We start from the raw sequence: 21,713 nt of genomic DNA on the forward strand, positions 1-21,713 counted from the left end.
AAGAGTTTCCATGCACGAGCATTCCACCGCTAAGAGTCTCACATTTCAGGGGTTGAGCATCGCCTACGATCAGCAGGTGCTTGAACCCAGACCGTGGACCGAAGCACAATCTGGCTGGGCTGCCAAACTGCTCGGCGATGCGCCTGCGGGACCGGTCCTCGAGCTGTGTGCCGGGGTGGGGCACATTGGGTTGGGCGCTGTGCACAATTCTTCTCGACACCTGGTGATGGTTGACTTCAATCCAGTAGCACAACGGTTCGCACAAGAAAACGCGGCAGCCAACGGCCTCAATGCCCGCGTCGAGTTCCGGCTGGCGCAAATGGAAGATGCACTGGGCGCCAGCGAACGCTTTGCGCTGATTATTGCGGATCCACCGTGGGTGCGCAGCTGCGACACGGCACAATTTCCCGCCGATCCGGTGCTTGCCATCGACGGCGGCGATGACGGGCTTGACCTGGCACGAACGTGTGTCGAACTCATCGACCGTCACCTTGCCGAGCGCGGCTCCGCACTGTTGCAGCTGGGCAACACGACCCAGGTCGAGCGGATCGCCGACTACGTCCGCCAGCTGCCCGGCGGGCTCGAGGTTCAGGACACTCGGAGCTTTGACGACGGAGTCATCGTGCACCTAGCCCGATGACGGACCCTCGGAGCGCTTGCGTAAGAACTTGTGGGTGCCATCGCACCAGGGTTTGATTTGCGATTTGCCGCACCGGCACACTGCACTGACCGGACGCGTCGTCTCGTGTTCGATGCCGTCTTCGTCTTGGACGACATGGTCCCCGCGCAGCAGCATCGGCCCGCCGGGACACAGAATAATATCCGGGTGATCCGAGTTCGATGCATCACTCATGGCGCCCACTCTCGTAGCATACGTGCGGCATACCGGTCTTCAAGATCCATACTGGTCCATGCCCCAAAGTAGACGTCATCGTGGAGTTCCGGTGCCTCCTCAAGCAGTGCCCCACAGACGGTGCGCACCGCCAATTGTTCGTGGACCGCATCGGCTTCGACGTGTTCGGTGTAGTACTCGATCATTTCGGCCGGGAACTCGAGCCGGTTTAATCCGTGGGCAATTTTGCGCGACGGGGTCGAACTCGTGGCTTCAAAAGCGGCCAAGAAACCTAACGACGCGGCCCGGAGTCGACGGTTCAGCCCGAAGAGCGACATCGCATTGTTTTGTTCTAATACTTCCAACGGCGCGTCATCAATATAGGCACCGTAGGAGGATTCCAGGCCGCTTGCCGCCATTCCGCGAGCAAACATCGTGGCGTGTAATCGGTTCGGATCGCCGGCACCATATTCGTCGTACTGTAACTCCATCACGGCCGCCTTCACAGGATCGGGCACCCGTGGAATCACCCAGGTGGTGTGGTCGGATTCTTTCAAATGATAAATCGACTTGTGGCGCAAAAACTCGTGCACCTGCTCTGTAGTGGCCGATCGGTGCATATATGCTGCCAGTGACGGACCATCATGGTCGGCCACGAAGGAGAAAAACGTCTCGGAGAAGTCACCAGGCTCGGGAACCTGTGGGGTGCGAGCGCGAAGGGTTTGTTCAAAGTCCTGCTCCAAGCGACGCCGCACTGCAATCAGGTACGGATCCCACTCCAGGTCGTCTGACACATCATCGAAGCCGCCGTGGTGCTGTTCATACATGACCCACAGCGCCAATTGTGCGTCTTGTACGCTCTCGGGCTCCGGGGCGTTGTCAAGCTGGGCGGTGGTGCCATGACGCAATGCTTCCAGCACTCGTTCGCTCAGCGTTCCGCGTGCAGTAGGGCTCAACATGTCTAGGGTCTCCTCATCGCGGGGTAGCCTGGCTCAAGCTTCCAGTAAATCCAGCCCACCTGAACCATGTCAAGGCTTCATGCAGGCGGCGCGTAGAATGAGCAGGACATACCCCGAGCGTGAGGTAGGTGAAGACAGCATATGCCATGCCACGATTGGGAGGATATCGTCTCCTCGGGCGCATCCGGTCATGGCGCTGATGCCGTCCTAGAAGCCATGCGACGGCGAGAGCGCGAAGATTTTCTCCCCGAGACTCAACGCGACCGCGCTGGATTGAACCGACCGATCCAAATTGGCCACGGCCAAACGAACTCGCAGCCCAGCACAGTGGCCGATATGTTGCGTCTGCTGGACGTGCGTCCCGGACAGCGTGTCCTCGATGTCGGCGCCGGCTCTGGCTGGTCGACTGCCATCCTGGGCGACCTGGTGTCCGAAACCGGCACGGTGCTCGGCCTCGAAATCATCCCTGAACTCGCCGAGACCACCCACGAGGTCCTAGAGCACCACGACATGCCATGGATCAGTATAGAAACAGCGCAACGCGGTGTCTTAGGGGCACCGGAGAGAGCCCCCTTCGACCGTATACTGGTCTCCGCGGAACCTGCCCACTTGCCCCACGAACTCGTCGAACAGCTCGCCCCACACGGCATCATGGTCATTACCGTTGCCGGTCAGATGCTGAGGGTTATCCGCCACAGCGAAGATGCCGACGACGTCGAAGTGACCCAGCATGGTTCGTACAGGTTCGTGGAGCTGATCTGAGCAATGTCTGGTCGGAAGCAAGCTGCCATGAACCCATTATTCGGCGATGACATGGTGGAAAGGCCAGCCGTCGAGTTGCCCGAGGGCGCCCACCATGTGCCGGGGTGGCTGACGTTAGAACAGCAACGCTGGCTTGTCGACCGGTTCCACCAGTGGCGGCAAGGGCCGCTGCCCATCCGCTCTGCAAAGATCGGCGCGCATGAAATGAGCGTGCGCACCGTGTGCCTGGGTTGGCATTGGCGTCCCTATCAATACACGCGCGATGCCGTTGATGTAAACGGCAATCGGGTGCTCGACTTTCCGGACTGGATGGTCCGGTTGGGGCGCAAGGCGCTGGTGGCTGCCACCGGCGATCCACACGCCGGCGATGAGTACACCCCGGATGCCGCCCTGGTGAATTACTACGATGAGACCGCGAAAATGGGGATGCACCAAGATAAAGACGAACGCTCGATGGCACCGGTGGTCTCGTTGTCGATCGGCGATACCTGCCGTTTTCGGTTTGGCAATACCCAACACCACAATAAGCCTTATCAGGACGTCGACCTCGTCTCGGGCGACCTGTTCGTCTTTGGTGGCCCGTCCCGGCTCGCCTACCACGGTGTGACGAAAGTGCATCCGGGCACCGCTCCCGAAGGCTGCGGTCTCGAGCACGGACGCATCAATATCACCATGCGGGTGACCGGTCTCAGCACTTGACGCAGCACACTTAGCCCCGTGGTTCTGGTCCGACGGGCGTGAAAATCCCGGGCAGCAACATGTCGTTATCGGCGGGGTCACCGGTTAACGCACGTGGCGCTGCCGTGGCAGTGGCTCGCGCCAGTTCGGAAAATCCGGCTAACCCGGCGGCACGAGCAATGTCTGCGGTGGCTTGTTCGGCGCTACTGCGGGTTCCAATGAGCCACGGGAGGCCCATGCGGCCAGCGTGCTCGCCTCGCTGGGGCAATGCAGTATTGCGCCGAGCCTCGGCTGGGCTCGGCCCAGCAAGCGATACGCCGCGTCGCGACCACCACGCAGTGCGTACCGACGGCATCACTGGCAAGCCGGTGTGCTTGGCGAAACGACGGATGTTGCCGCTGATGGGCACGACGCTGCCGACCACAATCTGTTCAAAACGGATTGGGTAGGGTTTGAGCAACGGTGCCACGCTACCGATGAGCACACCGCCTTGACACACGATGAGTCGCTCGCCGGAGAGCATGGCGTAGATGATTAGCCCGATCACCGCGAACAGGATGGTGGGTGCGATTGCCAGCAGTGCGGTCTCTGACGGATTGATGAAGGTGAGTCCACTGAATACGAGCCACACGATAACAAAAGCCGTGACGGTCCCTGCGCCCGGTCGATCATGATGAATCGCGACGACATCACCGAGCCCGGCTCGTTGGGCGATACGGTGATAGGCCGCTCGAGTTTTAATCATGAGCCATGACATTACCAGGTGCCAAGAGTCAACGTCCTACATCGCGGTGGCGTGCGGCCAGTTCTCGTTGAGCATGCCGAGAAATTCTGGCTCGGTCACCAACACAATATCCTGACCTTGTGCACGACGCCGCACGACCTCTTGCATCTTGCGTTGCTGCAACCTGGGATTGTGTTCAAAATCGGCGAGTTCTTCGGGGCGGGTGCCATCACCGATAATGACCATGGTCGTGGTCGAACCGATACGTGATTGCGTCTGCGCGCCATACGCTGCGGCCTTCTGCTTGGCCTCTTGACGTGAGATACCCAGCAGTCCGGTGAACACAACGTGATGGCCAAAGAGCGGGTGTTTAGAGTCGGCGAGCTCATTGGCGGGCGGATTGCTGCCTTCATTGGGCCAGCGAATCAGATCCGGTAGCTCATCGGCGGCAACACGGTGATTTGTGGCATCAAACATGCCGGGCATGGTCAACGCGTGACGGGTGGGACGCGACAGCTCTGCCCCCACAGCACGGGCCACCAACACGCGGCGTTGCATCGCCGAAGTGTCCAAGAGCTCGTCGATAGATTGCACTTCTCGACGCGCCGCGATATCCACGACGATGGCTGCAGCGGCTTTGGCATCTTCGAGCGCATTGTGATGATTCTTCAGCACGAATCCCGCTTCGGCCGCGGCTGAGGGCAGCGCGTGAGAGGCGAGCTGGTAGTGCTTACGCGATAGCGTCAGTGAGCAGGCAAACTCCATGTGCGGGATGGGCAGCTGGGAGACTTCGAGTCCGGATTCAATCACTCCGATGTCAAAGCCGGCATTATGGGCGACCAGTACGTCGTCGCCAAGAAACTGGTGGAGTGTCTCGAAGTGCTCACCAAACGACGGTGCGGTAGCGACATCGGCGGGAGTGATCCGGTGGATTGCCATATTGCGCGGGTCGAACCGGTCATATCCGGCGGGTGGCTGCAGCAAAGAGTAGTGGGTTTCGGCGATCGCCCCGTTGCGGATTTTCACCGCGCCGATGGCACACGCCGAACCGCGAAAACCGTTTGCTGTTTCGAAGTCGATAGCGGTGAAGTCGATCACTTGCGCAGCGCACCTGCCAGGTGTGGTGCGAGTGCGCGGAAAGCCTTGCCACGGTGTGAGATCTCGTTTTTCGTCTCCGCATCGAGTTCAGCCGCAGTTTTGCCAAGGTCTGGAATCTCAACAATCGGGTCATAGCCAAAGCCGTTGTCACCACGTGGCGCAAAGGTGAGGTCACCGGCGAGTTCACCGAATTCTACGTGTCGCGTTTCACCGTCGGGTGTGGCAAATGCTGCCGCACAAATAAACGCTGCGCCTCGATGGGGCGCATCAATGTCTGACAACTGTGCCAGCAGCAACTCAAGGTTGGCCTGGTCATCCCCGTGTGTACCGCTCCAACGGGCCGAGAAAATCCCGGGTGCACCGTGGAGGACATCGACCGCCAAGCCCGAATCATCGGCCACGGCGATCAGGCCGGTCGCCTGGGCGGTGAGCGTGGCCTTTTTTAACGCATTGGCTTCAAAAGTCACACCGTCTTCGACGACATCTGGAGCATCCACCGATGCCGAGTCCACGACCTGTTCCGGCGACAACGACGGCATAGCTTCAGCCAAGATGGCGCGCAATTCAGCCAGTTTGCCCTGATTCGTGGAGGCTAATACCACAACGGGATCCACGTGTTACTCCTACTCGGTTGCTGCGGTGAGTGCGGCCTGTTGGATGTCGGTTAGCTGCGCGGTCCCTGCCACGGCCAAATCCAGCAGTGCATCCAGTTCGGCACGGTTGAACGGTTGTTCTTCTGCGGTGCCTTGAATTTCGATGAAGTCGCCCTCGCCGGTGGTGACCACGTTCATGTCCGTCTCGGCGCGCACATCTTCTTCATAGGGCAGATCCAGCATCGCCGTGCCGTCAATAATGCCCACCGACACAGCGGCAACCGAACCCGTCAGCGGTTTTGCACTCGAGCGGATAATGCGTTGACCGCGTGCCCATTCGATGGCTTGGGCCAGCGCAACCCAGGCGCCGGTAATGGCGGCCGTGCGAGTGCCACCGTCGGCCTGGATGACGTCACAGTCAATCACGATGGTGTTCTCGCCCAACGCTTTGGTGTCGACGACGGCACGCAGGGCCCGTCCGACGAGTCGGGAGATTTCTTGCGTCCGGCCCGACACCTTGCCACGCACGGATTCGCGTGAGCTACGTTCACCGGTGGCGCGGGGCAACATCGCATACTCGGCGGTCACCCAGCCACGATTTTTGCCCTTCAACCAGCGCGGCACACCTTCGGTAAAGCTGGCGGTGCACAGGACTTTGGTGTTGCCAAACGAGACCACCGCGGATCCTTCAGCGTGGGCAGACCACCCGGTCTCAATGGTCACGTTCCGCAGTTGGTCGACGGATCGGTTATCGGCACGAGTACTCAAATATGCTCCTCTTAGACGGTGTACGTTACACCGGATACGGCGACGGCCAGTTGACCATCATAGGTGGTACGGGCTTCCTGTGCGGTCACCAGCGGGTCGTTCCAGACTGGAATGTGGGTCAGTAAGAGGCGACCGACGTCGGCTTGTGTTGCCATGGCACCCGCCCGTTTGCCGGTCAGGTGTACGCCGTCGACTTCATCATCACGGCCCTCATGGAATGCCGCCTCACACAAAAACAAATCGGCGCCGGTGGCCGCTTCAACAAGCCCGGGATCAGTATCGGTGTCGCCCGAATAGGTCAACACCGAGGTGTGCTCGCCATCGGCGGTGGTTTCTGTGGTCTCGACACGCAGCGCATAGGCTTCTTCGATGGGGTGGCGTACCGGATAGGGGGTGACTTTAAAGGGGCCAATCTCCACGGGTTCGCGCACCTGCCAGTCGATAAATTCGAAATCGGGGTGCATCCCGGGATCCGTGTCCATACCGTAGGCAATCGCACTGCGATCGGCGGTCGCGGCGGGGCCATAGACCGGTATCCGTCCGGCGTCCCAGCCGTTGGGGTTCCAACGCACTACGACGTGCAGGCCCAACAGGTCCATGAAGTGATCCGGGTGGAGGTGTGACAGCAGGATGGCATCAATGTCTTCGAGTGCGACATAACGCTGCAGGGTACCCAGGGCCCCGTTGCCGAGGTCAAGCAGTATGCGCCAGGTCTTCGGGTCACCGTGTTCGTCCACCCCATTGGCCGACACCAGGTAGCACGAGGCGGGCGATCCGGGGCCGGGAAATGAGCCTGATGCCCCAATAATGGTGAGCTGCATATCCTCGATTCCTTTGACCTAGAGTGCCAACGGTTTAGTTGCCGCTGGCGTCGATTACCGACAGTGTACCCGTCGGAAATTGCTCGGCGACCGTGCGAATCTGGGTTACGCCGCCGACTTCTGGCCCGAGAAAACGCTGCGCCAACTGCGCGAAACTGCCCGGGTCCCCGGTCGACATGAACTTGTGTCGCGAGCTGGCAGGCGGTGTTTCGCCCGTGGCACCGGCCGGATTTTCCAGCCCGTGACGCACCAGTTCACGATACACCGCACGCGCCGTCGACTCCGATGACGTGACTAAGTTCACACTCTCACCCATCACGTAGCTGATGACACCGGCCAACAGCGGGTAGTGAGTACAGCCCAGAATCAGCGTGTCGACACCGGCTGTCTTGAAGGGTTGCAAGTATTGTTCGGCCAGCGCAAGCAGTTCGTCTCCGGTGGTAATGCCACGTTCGACGTATTCCACGAAGCGCGGTGCGGCCGATGAGGTGATCTGCAGTTGAGGGGCGGCAGCAAACATGTCTTCGTAAGCGCCCGAGGAGACGGTGGCCTCTGTGCCGATGACGCCGACCCTTCCGTTTTGCGTCGAGGTCACCGCTCGTTGTACAGCGGGCTGGATGACTTCGACCACCGGGATGCCGTAGGCCTTGGTGTAGCGCTCCCGGGCATCGCGTAGGACAGCTGCGGTCGCCGAGTTACACGCGATCACCAGCAACTTGACCCCGGCATCAACGAGTTCATCCATCACGGTCAGCGCCAGTCGACGCACCTGTGCAATGGGCTTGGGGCCGTAGGGCGCGTTTTCTGTGTCACCGACGTAGACGATGTCTTCGTCTGGTAGCTGGTCGATGACCGCACGGGCGACGGTGAGTCCACCGACTCCGGAGTCGAAAATGCCGATGGGCGCTCGAGGGGTTGGGGTGGTCACGATAGATCTCCGATCAACGCCTGCATCAAGGTTTCTTGGAGCCAGGAGACGAAGTTATACAATAGGGCCATGTAGCGTTCAACGTCGGTAGCCTGGTCGACCGAGTCGATTTTGTGTACGCGTTCGGCATCTTCTTCGTGTTCAATATTCAGCCGCGAGGACAGAACTAAGCGCACTTGATTCAACGCCCGCCCAAACGCTTCAGCCTCGCGCTCGTTCAACATCAACGACGGGCTCTGCAAGAGGGCATAAGACCGCTGCAGATCGGCAATCTTGTCTTGGCGAATATTGTCTTGAGCCAGATCACGGAACTGCGCTGAGCCTGCATCGGCGTCCTCACCTGACCGGGCTTCGGGGAGCAACCGCTGGACCGCAGGATCCGTAAGATCCACCTGCACATTATCCTCGGTCAACGAGCCCACCAAATCCCAGAATGCGGCGTCGGTGGGTGAACCTGTCTCAGCACTGTCTTCGGTCGTCGGAGTCTGAGGTAGATGCGCGGTATCTCGGGCTGGCCGGAACCGGTCCATAAACTTCGGCTTGTCCTCGGCGAGGGGCTCATCGGCAGGACTGACCCCGCCCAGCAGTGTCAAGACATCCGAGAACAGCGACCGAAGAATCTGACGTTCGGGCTTTTCTAGATACGCGGAGTAGCCGCGCAGAGTGGATTTAAACGCTAAAGCCATTGTGTTGTGTGTCGTGTCCTTTACTGATTTTGTTCATACGTTGCCCACAGACCAAACCCGTGCAGCGCTGCCACATGCCGTTCGGCTTCTTCTTTGGATCCATTGGCCACCACCGCTTTGCCTTCGTGGTGGACCTGCAGCATCAACTTATGCGCAATCGACGATGAGAACCCAAAATAGGAACGAAAAACGTAGGTGACATAACTCATCAGATTCACGGGATCATTCCAAACGATGACCTTCCATGGTTCCCCGACGGCGGTGAGCTCATCGACGACAATATCTGGTTCAACATCTACTGCGCACGTAATGGACATGCACCATATTCTAGGCAAGAACCAACCCGCGTGTGCGCCACATGGCCACGAGCACGGCCAAAATGTGTCAATGGCACGCAGAAAGGGTTAGTGTGGGACGCGTGAGTAACACACCACGTGGCGTGAGCCCAACCTCGTTTTTCACCGACCATTACGAACTGACCATGGTTGATGCGGCCCGCAAAGCCGGTACCGCCGATCGCAAAGCGGTCTTTGAACTCTTCGCACGAAGACTCCCCGCAGGACGAAGATACGGCGTCAGTGCAGGTCAAGGACGTTTCCTTGAAGGTCTCGCAGAGTTTCGTTTTGATGATGAACACCTCGGATTCTTATCCGATCATCACGTGGTCTCTGACGATATGTTGAACTGGCTGGCAGAGTACTCGTTTTCTGGCGATATTTATGCCTATGCCGAAGGTGAACCATACTTTCCAAATTCACCGATCATGCAGGTCGAAGCGACCTTCGCTGAAGCCGTCATTTTGGAAACCTACGTGTTATCCGTGCACAACTATGACACCGCGGTCGCCTCGGCCGCATCACGCATGACGATGGCTGCAGGTGGCCGCCCCTGTATTGAGATGGGGTCGCGTCGTGCGCATGAGGAATCCGCTGTCGCCGCCGCTCGCGCCTCAGCCATCGCCGGGTTCGCGTCGACTTCGAATCTGGCCGCCGGATTTCGTTACGGACTTGCCACCGCGGGCACGGCAGCACATTCATTTACTCTGCTCCATGACACTGAGCGGTCCGCTTTTGAAGCGCAAGTGGACGCCATGGGACGCGAGACTTCATTGTTGATCGATACCTATGACATTGCCTCTGGTGTTCGCAACGCAGTGGAAGTCGCAGGACCGACGTTGACGAACGTCCGAATCGACTCCGGCGACCTGTTAGAAGAAGCACATCATGTTCGGCGTCTATTGGATGATTTGGGCAATACCAACACTGGTATAGTGGTCACTTCGGATTTGGACGAATACGCCATTGCTGGGTTACGCTCTGCTCCGGTAGACTCCTACGGCGTCGGTACCCAACTGGTGACCGGCTCCGGTGCGCCCACCGCTTCACTGGTCTATAAAATGACCACTCGAGAAGACCACCACTGCAACTGGGTAGACGTTGCAAAACGTGCCCAAGGCAAAGCCAGCCGTGGCGGACGCAAATATGCTGCCCGACGCATGGACAACGGCGTTGCCACCGCTGAGGTGGTGACCACTGGTCAAGCACCAGACTGGGACACCAACCACCGGCCATTGTTGGTCAAAATGGTCGATGGCGGCGAAATCAATACACAATACACTGGTTCAACCGCGGTAGAAGACGCTGCGGCACACCACGAACAGGCCGTTGCCGAGCTCCCAAGCGCCGCTCGTCGACTGCAAGATGGTGAACCCGCCATTGCCACGGTATTTGAACTACAATAAGCTTCCCGGCCATCCATACCGGATTCGACTCTCCAACACAAAGGATTAGACACCATGCACGCGCTGATCATCGTGGATATCCAACAGGACTTTTGCGAAGGCGGCACACTGGCCGTAGAAGGCGGAGCACAAACCGCTGCATTGGTCACCGAATATATCAACCAGTGTGGACATAAATTTGATGTCATTGCGACCACACGTGACTGGCATATTGATCCGGGCCCGCATTTTTCGCAGACCCCGGATTTTGAGAACACCTGGCCGGTACACTGTGTGGCCGGCACACAAGGCGCCGAGTTGCACGAGGATCTCGACACCGAATCTGTTGTCGCCGAATTCCTCAAAGGGCAATACAATGACGGCTACTCGGGCTTCGACGCTGTACTTGGCGAACCGGACATGATTCGCAGTCAAGACGGTATGGCCGGCCCCTACGGAGCCACTGCCGCTGCCGCCGCAGCCAGCGATGACAATGCCATCACCCTGGACGATTGGCTCCGGGAACATGACGTCGAACAGATCACTATCGTCGGGTTGGCCACCGACCACTGCGTCCGTGCTACCGCCGTCGATGCCTGCGACGCCGGCTACGAAGTCAAAGTTGTCACCAATCTCACCGCGGGTGTCTCCGAAGCAACCATCGATGCCGGCCTCGATGAAATGGAAGACGTCGGCGTGATGCTCTCCGATTGGCCAGGCGCTAAAACGTTCACCCGCTAGGACATATCCTTTACTATTCTCGAAGTGCCGGTGGATGACACTCCACCGGCACTTTTTATGAACACGAAAGAAGACTCACCATTTCACCTACACCCCGGGACCCAGCCGACTACACCGCAGCGCATCTCAATGACCCGAACCTCGATGACGCGACACTGCAGCATATTGCAGCCTCACGGCCTGACCTCTGGTCCGCCATTTTGCATCATCCCAATACGTCCCCCGAGCTGGCAGACCAGATCCGACAGCGCATGCAACAGTCCAACCCACCTGGCGGGTATCAGCCTCAATATGCCGGCGGAGACCCCTACCGGGGCCAGCCGGTGTATGGAATGCATCAACCACCAGTGGATGCGGCAACGGAAAAAACCATGGGCATTATCATGCCGGTCCTGGCAATCTTTTTTTGGATTTCTCCCACCGTTAATTATCTGGCTAATTTACCGGGAACGCAGTGCGTTGCTCGACGCACAAGGTCGCTACGCGCTCAACTGGACATTCAGCTTTCTCATCTACGCGATCGTGGCGTGGGTGCTGACCTTCGTACTGATCGGTTTCTTGATGTACTTCGCGCTGATCATCATCAATCTTGTCGTGTGCATTATTGCTGCCGTCAAAGCCAATGAACGTATCGCGTGGCAGTATCCGTTGGCCATCCCCTTCTTCAAGGTCGAAGCACCACGCTAAAGCTAGACTGTTTGCATGAAACTGACCCGCCAAAACCCCAGCCGCCCACAGCGACGTGGTGGCTGATCAGCATTGCGATGGCGCTGACCATTTCAGCCCAAGTTGTCGAGTTGAGTAGGCAAACAAGTCCAGTAGACATGGCAGCTTCTTTGGCCATTACGATCGGCAGTAGTCTCATTCTGATCTACGCGATCTATAGGCTCATCAGGACTGCCAAACACAATGACAAGCCATAACGCTACTTCCGACCAACGAACCAACCCTGCAGTGTTTCTAAGCGCATTTCAATTTGTTCTTTGGTCGCCTGCGCTACGGCAGGACCACCCGAGACTTCCCGCAGTTTATTGTGAATAACCCCGTGCGGTGTGCCGGACCGTGTCGACCATGCTGCCACCGATGAGGATAGTTTTTTGCGGAGTTCTTTCATCTGCCGGTGGTCAACCACGTCTGCCTGGGGCTTGGGTGCTGGCTGACGTTTGAGCTGTTCGCTCTGGCGTTGCTTGAGTAACGTCGACACCTGATCGGCATCCAACAGCCCTGGGATGCCCAAAAAGTCAAGCTCCTCTGCTGAACCAATCGCTCCCCCGGTGCCGAACTCGCCGCCGTCGAAGAGCACCTTATCGAATGATGCCTGAGACTCCAGTGCCTGGAATTTTGCACCCGTGAGTTCGGAAGACGCTGATTCTTCCTGGTTGGCTTCGCGCATGAGATCTTCTTCAGGCGCATCTTCTAAGTCCTCGACCGACACTCCGGTGTCGAGTTCTAGCGCGTGATCGCGCTCCTCTTCCATGTCGTTGGCCAGCTCCATGAGCTTTGGCACCGATGGTAAGAACACCGATGCGGTTTCGCCCCGTTTACGCGACCGTACAAAACGGCCAACAGCCTGTGCGAAAAACATGGGTGTCGAGGTTGATGTAGCGTACACACCGACACAGAGTCGTGGCACGTCAACACCTTCAGAGACCATGCGCACAGCGACCATCCAGCGTTGGTCTCCTTCGGCAAAGGCTTCAATTTTTGCAGAAGCGCTCGGGTCATCCGAGAGCACCGTGGTAACTGTTTCACCCGAGACTTTCTCGAGCCGGTCGGCATACGCCCGGGCGTCCTCGTGGTCGGTGGCGATCACCAGGCCACCGGCATCCGGCACATTACGACGAACTTCTGTCAGCCGCCGGTCAGCAGCTTGAAGTACCGACGGGATCCATTCGCCCTTCGGGTTCAGCGCGGTGCGCCAAGCGCTGGCAGCCATATCCTTGGTGGCGGCTTCACCCAGCTGTGCTTCCATGACTTCTCCCGTAGAAGTCTGCCACCGCATCTGCCCCGAATAGGCCATGAAAATCACCGGGCGCACGACATAGTCACGAAGGGCAGGTCCGTAGCCGTAAGTGTAATCAGCTTTCGAACGCAATACGCCAGTGCCATCGTCCACGTAATCGACGAATGGGATTTGAGCATCGTCAGAACGGAAGGGTGTACCGGTCAATGACAAGCGCCGTTCTGCCGGTTCGAACGCCTCACGAATGGCTTCACCCCAGGACAGCGCATCACCGCCGTGGTGAACTTCGTCGAGAATGACCAGGGTTTTCGCTGCCTCGGTGCGATTGCGATGCAAAATAGGTTTGGACGCGACCTGCGCATAGGTGAGGGCAACGCCCATATATTCCGAACCGTGACGGCCATCCGCGTTTTTAAAGTTCGGATCGATCGCTAACCCGATGCGTGCAGCAGAATCAGCCCACTGACTCTTGAGGTGTTCTGTAGGAGCCACCACGGTCACGCGAGTAATGGCGCCAGACTCATGAAGCATCTTGGCCACACGCAGCGCAAAGGTGGTTTTACCAGCGCCGGGGGTGGCCACAGTCAAGAAGTCTTTGCGCGGTTGGGCGAAGTAGAGTTCAAGGGCTTCTTGCTGCCATTGACGAAGTTTCGGTGCGGTCCCCCAGGCGGCCCGTTCGGGCAGTGCAGGTGGGAGATCTTCTCCGATTTGAAACAGCGCATCACTCATCAGTGACTACACAGCCTCCTTCATGGCCAATATGTGCGGGGACGGCGAAACAAATATTGACCACCAATTTGGTGGCCAATATTTCCAAAACTGTCTGGCTTATTTTTTGCGACCGAAACCGAAGAAGCCACGGCCTTTGCCAGAATCGGAGGAATCGCCTTCTGATTCTAGCTCGTCCCAGATCTCTTGGCAGGAGGGGCACATGGGGAACCGCTCTGGATCGCGCGATGGAACCCAGACTTTTCCGCACAGCGCAACGACTGGCGTGCCATTAATCATGGCGTCGGTGAGCTTGTCTTTGGACACGAAGTGTTTAAACCGTTCGTGGTCGCCCGGCTCGGTGGATTGCAGCTGTTCTTCGCGCTCGAGAACGCCGGTGGAGCCACCATTGGTGTCTTCGTGCGGATCATAGTCAGTGGACGAGGCGTACACAGTATTCATCGGATTCATGCCTCCATTGTAGTCGGATGCGCAAACTTGTCAGGTTCACGACAGGCTGGCACCTTAGTATAGCGCCGCAACTTTGACAATCGACTGATAGGTTTCAGGCAGCGCTCGGTCGTACCATTTTGCGCCCATCTTGACGGCGATCCACAATATGCCGGCACCGTAGAGCACGCCCACCATTAATGTGATGATGGACCAGATCTGGCTGCCGGTCACGACCGCAATGATGGCCAACGCGATGATCGGCAATGCCACAATGATTTGTGCCAGCATGCCGAGGGTTTGGACCAACATGGTGCGTCCCATACCGCCTTCTGGCTGAGCCATTGGGCTGGCTCCCGGTGGTGGAACGGGATAGATGTAGCGTGCAGAACTGATCGAAGACACCGCGCATCCTGTCAACAACACGCCCACGGCAAGGCCTAACCACGCGGCAAGCTCCTGCGTTGAATCCGTGGCATAACTAAACGCGATGCTCAACACAATGACCATTGGCAAAGCCCACGTCAACAACGCAAAGACACGACCGAGTCGATCGTCGATGCCGCGCACACCAGAGGTCACATGCATCGAGAAACTCGTGGAGTCGTATGAGAGGTCAGCTGAGATCGCAAAACCGGTGATGTAGGCAATGGCAACGGGGATAATCGTGACGAAGAAACTCAGTTGTTCGGCGTCCAATAGCACCAGCTGAAAAATGCCGAATGCGACGAGCACACCAATGACCACGAGGCTAGCGCTATAGCGAGGATCTTTGAACCAGTAGAGCAACGAGCGCGCCCATATCACCTTCATGGGCGAATTGGCACGACCAATCAATCCCAGCCCACTGACTTCGCGCTGCTTTTCGCTAGTTGTCCCGGCACCCTCAGTTGCACGGTTGACGATAAGGTTATACACCCACAGCAAGATCAGCACGTAGACCAGCATGACGACGAGGTGCAGCGCGGCCATGCCCCATTGTCCTTGCGCAACCATGGATGGCAGTGCCAGGAACCCGGCGGGAGTGTAGGCTACCCACGCTGCGATCTCGGGGAGCAGACCCCAGAATTCTTGGATGGTTTCAATGGCCCCGAATATTAAGAAACCTGCGAGCATCAACGGCACCAGAATGATCATCTGAATGGTGTCTCGCACGGCACGCTTGGAGATGATGTTGGTCAGCAGGCCAACGATGACTTGCATCGCCAAAACACAGATGGCCGTCCCCAGCACCGCCGCAACGATGCCAGCAAGGATCGTGCCGAGATGTAGTCCCCACAGCACCGCACCGGTCATCAGAATGGCGAAGGTGCCGATACCGGTGGGGGCGATCATGCCCCCGAGCACTACGCCGGGCACAAATTTGCGATTAGGAATCCCGAAGGTCAAGAAGTTTTTGGGATCGGTAAAGGGGTTCACCGCCGAAAAGACAATCGGGCCCATGACCCAGCCGATGAGAAACAGTCCGCCGAGCAACACGAATGGCGCACCACGATCAGCAAACGATATGTCTGCTGCCGACGTGTTGGCGACCACAATGGCCGCCAAATAGGCCATCCCGATCATGTACAAAAAGCCCAATAACGAAAAGATTGCGCCGACCGTGGCACCTGTCGAGCGGCGAAAGCCGTTCCACATCAGTCGGTAACGCAGCCGGATCAGGTGTGAAACCATGACAGCCCCTCCCCACCGTCGTGGCTGGAGACCATGCCGACGAAGCGGTCTTCCAGCGAGGCTCCGTCGGTGACCTCAGTCATCGGTCCGGAAGCCAGGACTTCGCCTTTATCGATCACTGCGACGTGGTCACAGGTGCGTTCTACCAGGTCCATGACGTGTGATGAGATCATCACCGTTCCACCAGATTGCACATATTCATTGAGAATATTGCGGATACGAGAAGATGACACTGGGTCCACGGCTTCGAACGGTTCATCGAGGATGAGTACCTTGGGTGAATGGATCATCGCAGCCGCCAGCGCGACTTTCTTCGTCATACCAGCCGAATAGTCTGCCACCATCTTGTTGGCGGACTCTTCCAAGTCCATGACGCGTAGTAGGTCCGGTACGCGCTGTGCCACGACATCAGCGTCCATGCCACGCAATAATCCAGAATAGGTAATGAGTTGTGCACCGGTCAGACGTGGGAACGTCACCGCGCCGTCGACGAGTACACCCAGGATGCCTTTGGCCTCATGCGGGGATTCCCACATGTTGAAGCCGTGCATCCACACTTGGCCGTGATCGGGCCGCAGCAGACCGGTCATCATGGACATGGCGGTGGTTTTGCCCGCACCGTTCGGGCCAACGACCCCGTAGAAGGAACCCGCCGGGATGGTGAGGTTGATGCCGTTGACGGCAATTTTTTCTCCGAATTGTTTGCCCAACGATCGAATGACCACCGCGTGGTCGGGATCTGGAAGCGAAGCGTTTTCTAACATACTTCTTAGTGTAAAAAGATTCCGGACAAAACAAATCCCCCGCCCGGTTGAACTTCTGCTCGGACGGGGGACGGAGTGGCTTTAGAACAGTGCAGAAGCCAGCTTCCGTCGGGAGGCTGCTACTCGTTCGTCCTGGTCCCCGACGACTTTGTAGAGTTCCAGCAGGTGGAGTCGAGCCGTCTCTTTGTCATCACCAGCGCTGCGGCCAATGAATTTCACCAAGCGGTCGAAGGCATCCTTGACGTGGCCTCCCAGCACATCCAAATCAGCGACCGCGGTTTGGGAGGCAACATCGTTAGGATGCTCAGCTCCAGCTGCGCGTACCTGTTGAACATCAGCATCGTGGGTGCGCTGCATGAGGCCAACGCGGGCTTTGCCACGGACGGCCTCGTCGTCTTGGGGGTTCTCGGTAAGCGCTTTATCGTAGGCCGCGATGGCGTCATCGTAGTTTTCTGCTTGCAGGGCTGCTTCTGCTTCCTGGTGCAGGGGCGGCAGCACCGCATCGCCATCATCGTCGACGGCCTCGACCAGCGGCGGGACGGTCCCGGCCATACCGGCTTGGACTGCAGACGAATTGATTTCGTCTAAGAGTTGTTCCAGCTGTTCTGACGAAACAGCTTCATTGAACAGCGGCAATGCTTGTTGGCCCATCAGTGCCACAACCATGGGACCGGCGGGCACGCCAAACATTTGGAGCAGTTCTGGGTGTGCTTCGGTGTCGACGCGCCCCATTACCATACGTCCAGCGCGAGCGTCGATCGCTGGTTGCAGTACGGCATCAATGTGGGCAGACGCAGGATTTGATGGTGCGGCCAAGTGAATGATCACCGGCACGCTGGCCGCGTGCTGCAGGAGTCCTTGCAGTGCCTGCTGATCGGCGTCCTGCAAGACCCACGATTGTTCGGTGCCACCGGAGGCCTGCCCGGCAGACTGTGCCGGGATTTGGCTCAGATCAATGGCGTCACGGGAGTGCGATGGTGTGGAATCGGGCTGTTGAGTCATAACCTCTTCTTACAGATTCGGCTGGTATGTTTGCTTCCAGTCTAGTTACTTGGTGAGTCCACGGTAGATTGGACGGTCTCGTATCCGACAAGCGAAACTTCACCTTCAGGGGGCACAAGCAGCGCAAATTGTTCACGGTATCGGATCCGCACTTGGTCTTCTTGCTCGGCGGATTCAAATTCGCCGAGTTCTTGGGTGAGCTCATTGAGCTGGACGGTGCTATCTTCACTAGGGGTCAGCGACTCCATGGAGTTCATCGCCCCAAAGACCAGTGCAGAACCATCGGGGAGGCGAACAGAATTCAATGAGTCGTCGAAGATGGTTCGCGAAATCGACACATCGGTCTCTTGTTCCTCGTGGCTGTCGGTGAGTTCCTGTTGATACTCATGCACAGAGTCGATCCACTCGTTGTCAGCAACAGCATCGGCCGCGTCGGCACTTGGATCCGTCAGGTATTCGCTCAGTGCCTCGACTGCCGCGTCGGGTGACATGACCAAATCGGTCGAATCGTCAGTGCCAAGAGGTTCCACTTGGTGGTCTGCCAAATTGCCCGGTGGGAGCTCAGCACCCGGGGCAAATGGCGCATTCTGAATGAGCTTGTACTGTGAGCGGGCGTCATCCTGACGCAACACCAGCAACTGGGTGGCAGCACCTTCCTCATCGGAAGTGACCGCGTAAATGGTGCGGGGGAACTCGGCATCCTGGACCATCCATGTCGCTAAGATGTCTTCTGCAGCTACATCGGTGCGCATGGCATAGTCTTCATCAATGCTGTTGTTGCGGTAGCTCTCTTCACGCACGCTCAGTGCTTGGCCATCGACACGGCCGGTAAGTTGCTCTGCGTCACCTTCGGCGTCGCCCTCGGCCACAGCAGCTGACACGGCCCCGATGATGCGCTCAAATTGAGCGTCCACGACCACGGGGAACGAATCGGGTTCTTCGGGGTCGACTTCCTCTTCAACAGTTTCTTCATCGACTTGTTCTTCAATGTCTTCGTCGGCAGCAGGTGTTTCAGTTTCGGCGTGTGCCGGACCAGTCCCTAAGCCAACGGCTAGCCCGAGTGCCGACAGCGCTGTGATGGTGCGCCGCAAGAAGCCATTACCTTTTTCGTCGTCTCTCATATCGTCTCGGACCGGCGCAGTGTCAGTGGCTTCATCGCCTCGAGCGCCACTGTTTGTGTCATCGGTATCGTCGTTGTCGTCCGAGGGATCATCGTTGTCATCGATATCCTCAACCTCGTTGCCATCATCTTTGGCTGAGGCTGCATCAGCGGCTTGTGTCTCAGCGGAAAGATCCACCGGAGTTACCACCTGAGTGGGCTGATCGTCTGCTGCATCTTCTACTGGCTCACCGGCATCGACCTGTTCAATGGTCATGGTCTGATTTGCGTTGTCTCGATCCGCCACGACATCGGCCGCTGTGATGCCCGTATAGTCTCCACGAACGGCAGCCCGGCGGCCCGAAGTCCGTTTGGCCCGTCGGCGGAAATCCACAAAACGCCAAATGAGTAACACAATACCGATAACGACCAGTGCAATGCCGGCTATCATCAACGGCGTGATCCATGGCGAATCCGGTTCAATGTTGACCCAGGAAACGCTGAACTCAGTCGGTGCCGGGGCCGTGCCGTCAGCGGCAACTAACAACGCCCATTCACCAGCATCATGTTGAGCCCAGCGCTGTGTAACCTCATCAGTGACTTCTTGGGTGGCAAGCCAGAGGTCCGAGTTGGCAGGGTTGGGCACTTCGGCTTCACCATCGACATAGGTGGTCTCGACCGTTGGGTCTTCGCCTCGTTCCACATCGGTGTTAATGCTGGCGATGCGGTTATGGGCCGCATCGCCGACCCATGCCTCGATGTCACGCAATTGGCCATACATGAGGGTGAATTCCCCATCACCGCTGAGGGTGTACTCGATAGCCTCATCAGGATCCACGTCGATGTCATCGGTGATCAGTGTCAGAGGCGCTTCTTGGGTGTCTGATGTGGTCGCGTTAAATTCGGCCGGTGGTGCCCATATGGTTTGCAACCCCACGGACGCCAAAATCGCCACAACGCCCAAGATTATTGAGCCGATTCCGCTCAAAGTTTTCAAAACCTGCCACCTTTTAGGTCGAGAGTTCGGTTTGGCGCACCAATGAGGTGCCGCCCGGCTAGCTTTCCATCATAGTAGCAATCTGTGGCCAACCGCGCCGTTAGGGTCTGTCACCTTGCCAGCATGGTGTCGTAATGTGGGCGTTGTGGCAGAGCAATCTACAGCACGACGGGTTTTTTCGAACCTGTTCAAGGACGCAAAGCGGCGCCTAACCGGTGCCCGAAACCAGCTGGCCGATACTCGTGCTCAGCAACAGTTCACGCTGCCTGAACCGGATGAGTATCCGGCTACACCCATCACCCAGGCCGAGGATTTTGCGGCCGGCCCCGTGGAGGTCTCAGCGTCCGAGTCGTTCGCTCGCCCGGTGAAAACTGGCTTCATGCTGACCGTCGGTGTGGGTCTTGCCCTGGCCTTGTATCTTGTGGTGTCTTCCAACGTGCAGCTGTTGGTGTGGATTTTGGCAGCACTGTTTATCACGTTGGGTCTGGATCCAATTGTCGCCAAAATTCAGTCCTGGGGTGCGCCACGCGGCGTGGGCGTTTTAGCGGCCGTGGCCATCCTGATCGGTATTCTCACGATCTTTATTTCGGCACTGGTTCCGGTGATTGTGGAGCAGACCACCGAGTTCGTCAACAGGCTTCCCACGGTGGTCTCAGATTTCTTGGCCTCCGACGTCTTCCAACGTATCGACGAAGAATTTGATGTTGCATCCGTGGTGACGACCGAAGTCAACAATTTCGTGTCTGATGCCTCCAACATCACCAATGTGCTCGGCGGCATTTTGGGTGTAGGCACCGCGATCTTTAACGTCGGATTTTCCGTGTTGATCGTGGTCGTGTTGACCTTGTATTTCTTAGCTTCGCTTCCCACGATCAAAAAATGGTTACACCGTTTGGCCCCGCGCTCACGCCGTGAGCGCATCGAGTACCTTTCGGAGAGAATAACCGGCACCGTCGGTCAATATGTCGTTGGACAAACCATGGTTGCCACCCTCAACGGCATCGTCGCATTTATTGCGGCCTCGATTGCTGACTTGCAATATGCAGCGCTATTAGCGATCTTTGCGGCGTTTATGGCCTTCATTCCACTCGTGGGGGCGGTTACCGGCGGGATCGTCATTACCGGTCTCGCCTTTTTGGCCGGTTGGCAGGCCGCATTAATTTTTGGCGCTATCTATTTCATTTATCTCCAAGTGGAGGCCTACCTGATCTCTCCCAAAGTCATGCAACGTGCTGTCGCCATTCCCGGCGCGCTGGCTGTCATTGGTGTGATCGCCGGCGGTTCATTACTCGGCGTCTTGGGTGCCCTTATGGCGATCCCCACGGTGGCTGGCATTCTCGTCCTCGTGCGAGAGGTCTATGTGCCGTACCAGGATGCTCGTTAACCCAGATCTTGACGCCGGTTGCGCCAGCAGGCGGTATGCCAGTGCCGACGCAGGCGTCCGGCGTCTGCATCGCCCATGATCCAATCAGAACGCCAGGCGACAACGTGGGCTTGGCCTTGAGGTATTATGCCAACACATCCGGGACACGTGTAATCCTTTACAGCACGCCAGGCAGGAATCTGCCGGACATGCCATCCGCCATCAAAAGCGTCCTCATGGGTGTAATTCGTATCGAATGCGGCCCGGGAAAGACTGCTCGATGGTCCTGTCTGACGTTTCCGACCGCGTTTGGGATTCTGATCCCGTCGGGGTCTATTCTTCCGAGCCATGAATCCATTGTCACATATTCGCTGGGTGGCGAC

General features: G+C 57.8%; 24 protein-coding genes and 1 pseudogene. 8 read left to right on the top strand and 17 right to left on the bottom strand.

Features of this window, described 5'->3' with window-relative positions:
* Nucleotides 1-10: 10 nt before the first annotated feature.
* Entirely contained in the window at nucleotides 11-640 is a 630-nt protein-coding gene (locus ACYVJT_RS03885; protein WP_343956266.1) for a methyltransferase, read from the top strand.
* Here the strand turns inward: ACYVJT_RS03885 and ACYVJT_RS03890 are convergent.
* Nucleotides 629-853 carry a CDGSH iron-sulfur domain-containing protein gene (locus ACYVJT_RS03890; RefSeq protein WP_343956268.1) on the bottom strand — a complete coding sequence of 75 codons (225 nt, stop codon included), beginning with the start codon at nucleotides 851-853 and terminating at the stop codon, nucleotides 629-631. The genes ACYVJT_RS03885 and ACYVJT_RS03890 overlap by 12 nt on opposite strands.
* Nucleotides 850-1,791 (bottom strand): iron-containing redox enzyme family protein, encoded by a 942-nt coding sequence (locus ACYVJT_RS03895; RefSeq protein WP_343956269.1) that lies wholly within the window; start codon nucleotides 1,789-1,791, stop codon nucleotides 850-852. Before ACYVJT_RS03895 ends, ACYVJT_RS03890 begins: the two co-directional genes overlap by 4 nt.
* Nucleotides 1,792-1,932: 141 nt before the next feature.
* Here ACYVJT_RS03895 and ACYVJT_RS03900 point away from each other — a divergent pair, with 141 nt between their 5' ends.
* Nucleotides 1,933-2,553, top strand: a complete 621-nt coding sequence (locus tag ACYVJT_RS03900; protein WP_343956270.1) for a protein-L-isoaspartate O-methyltransferase family protein — start codon at nucleotides 1,933-1,935, stop codon at nucleotides 2,551-2,553.
* Nucleotides 2,554-2,580: 27 nt separating this feature from the next.
* Entirely contained in the window at nucleotides 2,581-3,252 is a 672-nt protein-coding gene (locus ACYVJT_RS03905) for an alpha-ketoglutarate-dependent dioxygenase AlkB family protein (RefSeq protein WP_343956370.1), read from the top strand.
* Nucleotides 3,253-3,262: 10 nt separating this feature from the next.
* Here ACYVJT_RS03905 and ACYVJT_RS03910 read toward each other — a convergent pair whose 3' ends face one another.
* The 8 genes from ACYVJT_RS03910 to clpS are packed head-to-tail and all read right to left on the bottom strand — an operon-like array spanning nucleotide 3,263 to nucleotide 9,166.
* Nucleotides 3,263-3,976 (bottom strand): hypothetical protein, encoded by a 714-nt coding sequence (locus ACYVJT_RS03910; protein ID WP_343956271.1) that lies wholly within the window; start codon nucleotides 3,974-3,976, stop codon nucleotides 3,263-3,265.
* 36 nt (nucleotides 3,977-4,012) lie between these two features.
* Nucleotides 4,013-5,053: a 3'-5' exonuclease gene (locus ACYVJT_RS03915; RefSeq protein ID WP_343956272.1), complete on the bottom strand. Its 1,041-nt coding sequence runs from the start codon at nucleotides 5,051-5,053 to the stop codon at nucleotides 4,013-4,015.
* The gene (rdgB, locus tag ACYVJT_RS03920; RefSeq protein WP_343956273.1) at nucleotides 5,050-5,667 is read right to left on the bottom strand and encodes an RdgB/HAM1 family non-canonical purine NTP pyrophosphatase; all 618 of its coding nucleotides are present in this window, start codon (nucleotides 5,665-5,667) and stop codon (nucleotides 5,050-5,052) included. Before rdgB ends, ACYVJT_RS03915 begins: the two co-directional genes overlap by 4 nt.
* A gap of 9 nt (nucleotides 5,668-5,676) precedes the next feature.
* Nucleotides 5,677-6,414: a ribonuclease PH gene (rph, locus tag ACYVJT_RS03925; protein ID WP_343956274.1), complete on the bottom strand. Its 738-nt coding sequence runs from the start codon at nucleotides 6,412-6,414 to the stop codon at nucleotides 5,677-5,679.
* A gap of 11 nt (nucleotides 6,415-6,425) precedes the next feature.
* Nucleotides 6,426-7,235, bottom strand: a complete 810-nt coding sequence (locus tag ACYVJT_RS03930; RefSeq protein WP_343956275.1) for an MBL fold metallo-hydrolase — start codon at nucleotides 7,233-7,235, stop codon at nucleotides 6,426-6,428.
* A gap of 34 nt (nucleotides 7,236-7,269) precedes the next feature.
* On the bottom strand, nucleotides 7,270-8,163 hold the full coding sequence (gene murI, locus ACYVJT_RS03935) for a glutamate racemase (RefSeq protein WP_343956276.1): 894 nt from the start codon (nucleotides 8,161-8,163) through the stop codon (nucleotides 7,270-7,272).
* The gene (locus ACYVJT_RS03940; protein WP_343956278.1) at nucleotides 8,160-8,849 is read right to left on the bottom strand and encodes a DUF2017 family protein; all 690 of its coding nucleotides are present in this window, start codon (nucleotides 8,847-8,849) and stop codon (nucleotides 8,160-8,162) included. Before ACYVJT_RS03940 ends, murI begins: the two co-directional genes overlap by 4 nt.
* A 20-nt stretch (nucleotides 8,850-8,869) precedes the next feature.
* The gene (clpS, locus tag ACYVJT_RS03945) at nucleotides 8,870-9,166 is read right to left on the bottom strand and encodes an ATP-dependent Clp protease adapter ClpS (protein WP_343956279.1); all 297 of its coding nucleotides are present in this window, start codon (nucleotides 9,164-9,166) and stop codon (nucleotides 8,870-8,872) included.
* A 101-nt stretch (nucleotides 9,167-9,267) separates the two neighbouring features.
* Between clpS and ACYVJT_RS03950 the strand changes: the two genes are divergently transcribed.
* The 4 genes and pseudogenes from ACYVJT_RS03950 (at nucleotide 9,268) to ACYVJT_RS03965 (ending at nucleotide 11,997) form a co-directional block, all read left to right on the top strand.
* The gene (locus ACYVJT_RS03950; RefSeq protein ID WP_425579845.1) at nucleotides 9,268-10,590 is read left to right on the top strand and encodes a nicotinate phosphoribosyltransferase; all 1,323 of its coding nucleotides are present in this window, start codon (nucleotides 9,268-9,270) and stop codon (nucleotides 10,588-10,590) included.
* A 54-nt stretch (nucleotides 10,591-10,644) separates the two neighbouring features.
* Entirely contained in the window at nucleotides 10,645-11,310 is a 666-nt protein-coding gene (locus ACYVJT_RS03955) for an isochorismatase family protein (protein WP_343956281.1), read from the top strand.
* 80 nt (nucleotides 11,311-11,390) lie between these two features.
* Nucleotides 11,391-11,549, top strand: a pseudogene (locus ACYVJT_RS03960) (variant leucine-rich repeat-containing protein); the annotation flags it as partial.
* A gap of 112 nt (nucleotides 11,550-11,661) precedes the next feature.
* Nucleotides 11,662-11,997: a DUF4870 domain-containing protein gene (locus ACYVJT_RS03965; RefSeq protein ID WP_343956371.1), complete on the top strand. Its 336-nt coding sequence runs from the start codon at nucleotides 11,662-11,664 to the stop codon at nucleotides 11,995-11,997.
* 238 nt (nucleotides 11,998-12,235) lie between these two features.
* Here ACYVJT_RS03965 and ACYVJT_RS03970 read toward each other — a convergent pair whose 3' ends face one another.
* The 6 genes from ACYVJT_RS03970 to ACYVJT_RS03995 form a co-directional block, all read right to left on the bottom strand.
* Nucleotides 12,236-14,002, bottom strand: a complete 1,767-nt coding sequence (locus tag ACYVJT_RS03970) for a DEAD/DEAH box helicase (RefSeq protein ID WP_343956282.1) — start codon at nucleotides 14,000-14,002, stop codon at nucleotides 12,236-12,238.
* 99 nt (nucleotides 14,003-14,101) lie between these two features.
* Nucleotides 14,102-14,452 carry a DUF3039 domain-containing protein gene (locus ACYVJT_RS03975; protein ID WP_343956283.1) on the bottom strand — a complete coding sequence of 117 codons (351 nt, stop codon included), beginning with the start codon at nucleotides 14,450-14,452 and terminating at the stop codon, nucleotides 14,102-14,104.
* A 54-nt stretch (nucleotides 14,453-14,506) separates the two neighbouring features.
* Nucleotides 14,507-16,105 carry a hypothetical protein gene (locus ACYVJT_RS03980; RefSeq protein ID WP_343956284.1) on the bottom strand — a complete coding sequence of 533 codons (1,599 nt, stop codon included), beginning with the start codon at nucleotides 16,103-16,105 and terminating at the stop codon, nucleotides 14,507-14,509.
* The gene (locus tag ACYVJT_RS03985) at nucleotides 16,090-16,869 is read right to left on the bottom strand and encodes an ABC transporter ATP-binding protein (protein WP_343956285.1); all 780 of its coding nucleotides are present in this window, start codon (nucleotides 16,867-16,869) and stop codon (nucleotides 16,090-16,092) included. Before ACYVJT_RS03985 ends, ACYVJT_RS03980 begins: the two co-directional genes overlap by 16 nt.
* 81 nt (nucleotides 16,870-16,950) lie before the next feature.
* The gene (locus tag ACYVJT_RS03990; RefSeq protein WP_343956286.1) at nucleotides 16,951-17,871 is read right to left on the bottom strand and encodes a tetratricopeptide repeat protein; all 921 of its coding nucleotides are present in this window, start codon (nucleotides 17,869-17,871) and stop codon (nucleotides 16,951-16,953) included.
* A gap of 41 nt (nucleotides 17,872-17,912) precedes the next feature.
* Nucleotides 17,913-19,967 carry a hypothetical protein gene (locus ACYVJT_RS03995; protein WP_343956287.1) on the bottom strand — a complete coding sequence of 685 codons (2,055 nt, stop codon included), beginning with the start codon at nucleotides 19,965-19,967 and terminating at the stop codon, nucleotides 17,913-17,915.
* A gap of 145 nt (nucleotides 19,968-20,112) precedes the next feature.
* Here ACYVJT_RS03995 and ACYVJT_RS04000 point away from each other — a divergent pair, with 145 nt between their 5' ends.
* Entirely contained in the window at nucleotides 20,113-21,351 is a 1,239-nt protein-coding gene (locus tag ACYVJT_RS04000) for an AI-2E family transporter (RefSeq protein WP_343956288.1), read from the top strand.
* Here ACYVJT_RS04000 and ACYVJT_RS04005 read toward each other — a convergent pair.
* Nucleotides 21,348-21,680, bottom strand: coding sequence for an Rv1322 family protein (locus ACYVJT_RS04005; protein WP_343956289.1), 333 nt, complete (start codon nucleotides 21,678-21,680; stop codon nucleotides 21,348-21,350). The genes ACYVJT_RS04000 and ACYVJT_RS04005 overlap by 4 nt on opposite strands.
* Nucleotides 21,681-21,713 lie beyond the last annotated feature (33 nt).

The organism is Yaniella soli (genome assembly GCF_054782375.1).

Coding starts and splice junctions, on each gene's coding strand:
- ACYVJT_RS03885 (WP_343956266.1), top strand. CDS start 11: ATGCACGAGCATTCCACCGCTAAGAGTCTCACATTTCAGGGGTTGAGC.
- ACYVJT_RS03890 (WP_343956268.1), bottom strand. CDS start 853: ATGAGTGATGCATCGAACTCGGATCACCCGGATATTATTCTGTGTCCC.
- ACYVJT_RS03895 (WP_343956269.1), bottom strand. CDS start 1,791: ATGTTGAGCCCTACTGCACGCGGAACGCTGAGCGAACGAGTGCTGGAA.
- ACYVJT_RS03900 (WP_343956270.1), top strand. CDS start 1,933: ATGCCATGCCACGATTGGGAGGATATCGTCTCCTCGGGCGCATCCGGT.
- ACYVJT_RS03905 (WP_343956370.1), top strand. CDS start 2,581: ATGAACCCATTATTCGGCGATGACATGGTGGAAAGGCCAGCCGTCGAG.
- ACYVJT_RS03910 (WP_343956271.1), bottom strand. CDS start 3,976: ATGATTAAAACTCGAGCGGCCTATCACCGTATCGCCCAACGAGCCGGG.
- ACYVJT_RS03930 (WP_343956275.1), bottom strand. CDS start 7,235: ATGCAGCTCACCATTATTGGGGCATCAGGCTCATTTCCCGGCCCCGGA.
- ACYVJT_RS03940 (WP_343956278.1), bottom strand. CDS start 8,849: ATGGCTTTAGCGTTTAAATCCACTCTGCGCGGCTACTCCGCGTATCTA.
- clpS (WP_343956279.1), bottom strand. CDS start 9,166: ATGTCCATTACGTGCGCAGTAGATGTTGAACCAGATATTGTCGTCGAT.
- ACYVJT_RS03955 (WP_343956281.1), top strand. CDS start 10,645: ATGCACGCGCTGATCATCGTGGATATCCAACAGGACTTTTGCGAAGGC.
- ACYVJT_RS03965 (WP_343956371.1), top strand. CDS start 11,662: ATGCGGCAACGGAAAAAACCATGGGCATTATCATGCCGGTCCTGGCAA.
- ACYVJT_RS03970 (WP_343956282.1), bottom strand. CDS start 14,002: ATGAGTGATGCGCTGTTTCAAATCGGAGAAGATCTCCCACCTGCACTG.
- ACYVJT_RS03975 (WP_343956283.1), bottom strand. CDS start 14,452: ATGAATCCGATGAATACTGTGTACGCCTCGTCCACTGACTATGATCCG.
- ACYVJT_RS03980 (WP_343956284.1), bottom strand. CDS start 16,105: ATGGTTTCACACCTGATCCGGCTGCGTTACCGACTGATGTGGAACGGC.
- ACYVJT_RS03985 (WP_343956285.1), bottom strand. CDS start 16,869: ATGTTAGAAAACGCTTCGCTTCCAGATCCCGACCACGCGGTGGTCATT.
- ACYVJT_RS03990 (WP_343956286.1), bottom strand. CDS start 17,871: ATGACTCAACAGCCCGATTCCACACCATCGCACTCCCGTGACGCCATT.
- ACYVJT_RS04005 (WP_343956289.1), bottom strand. CDS start 21,680: ATGGCTCGGAAGAATAGACCCCGACGGGATCAGAATCCCAAACGCGGT.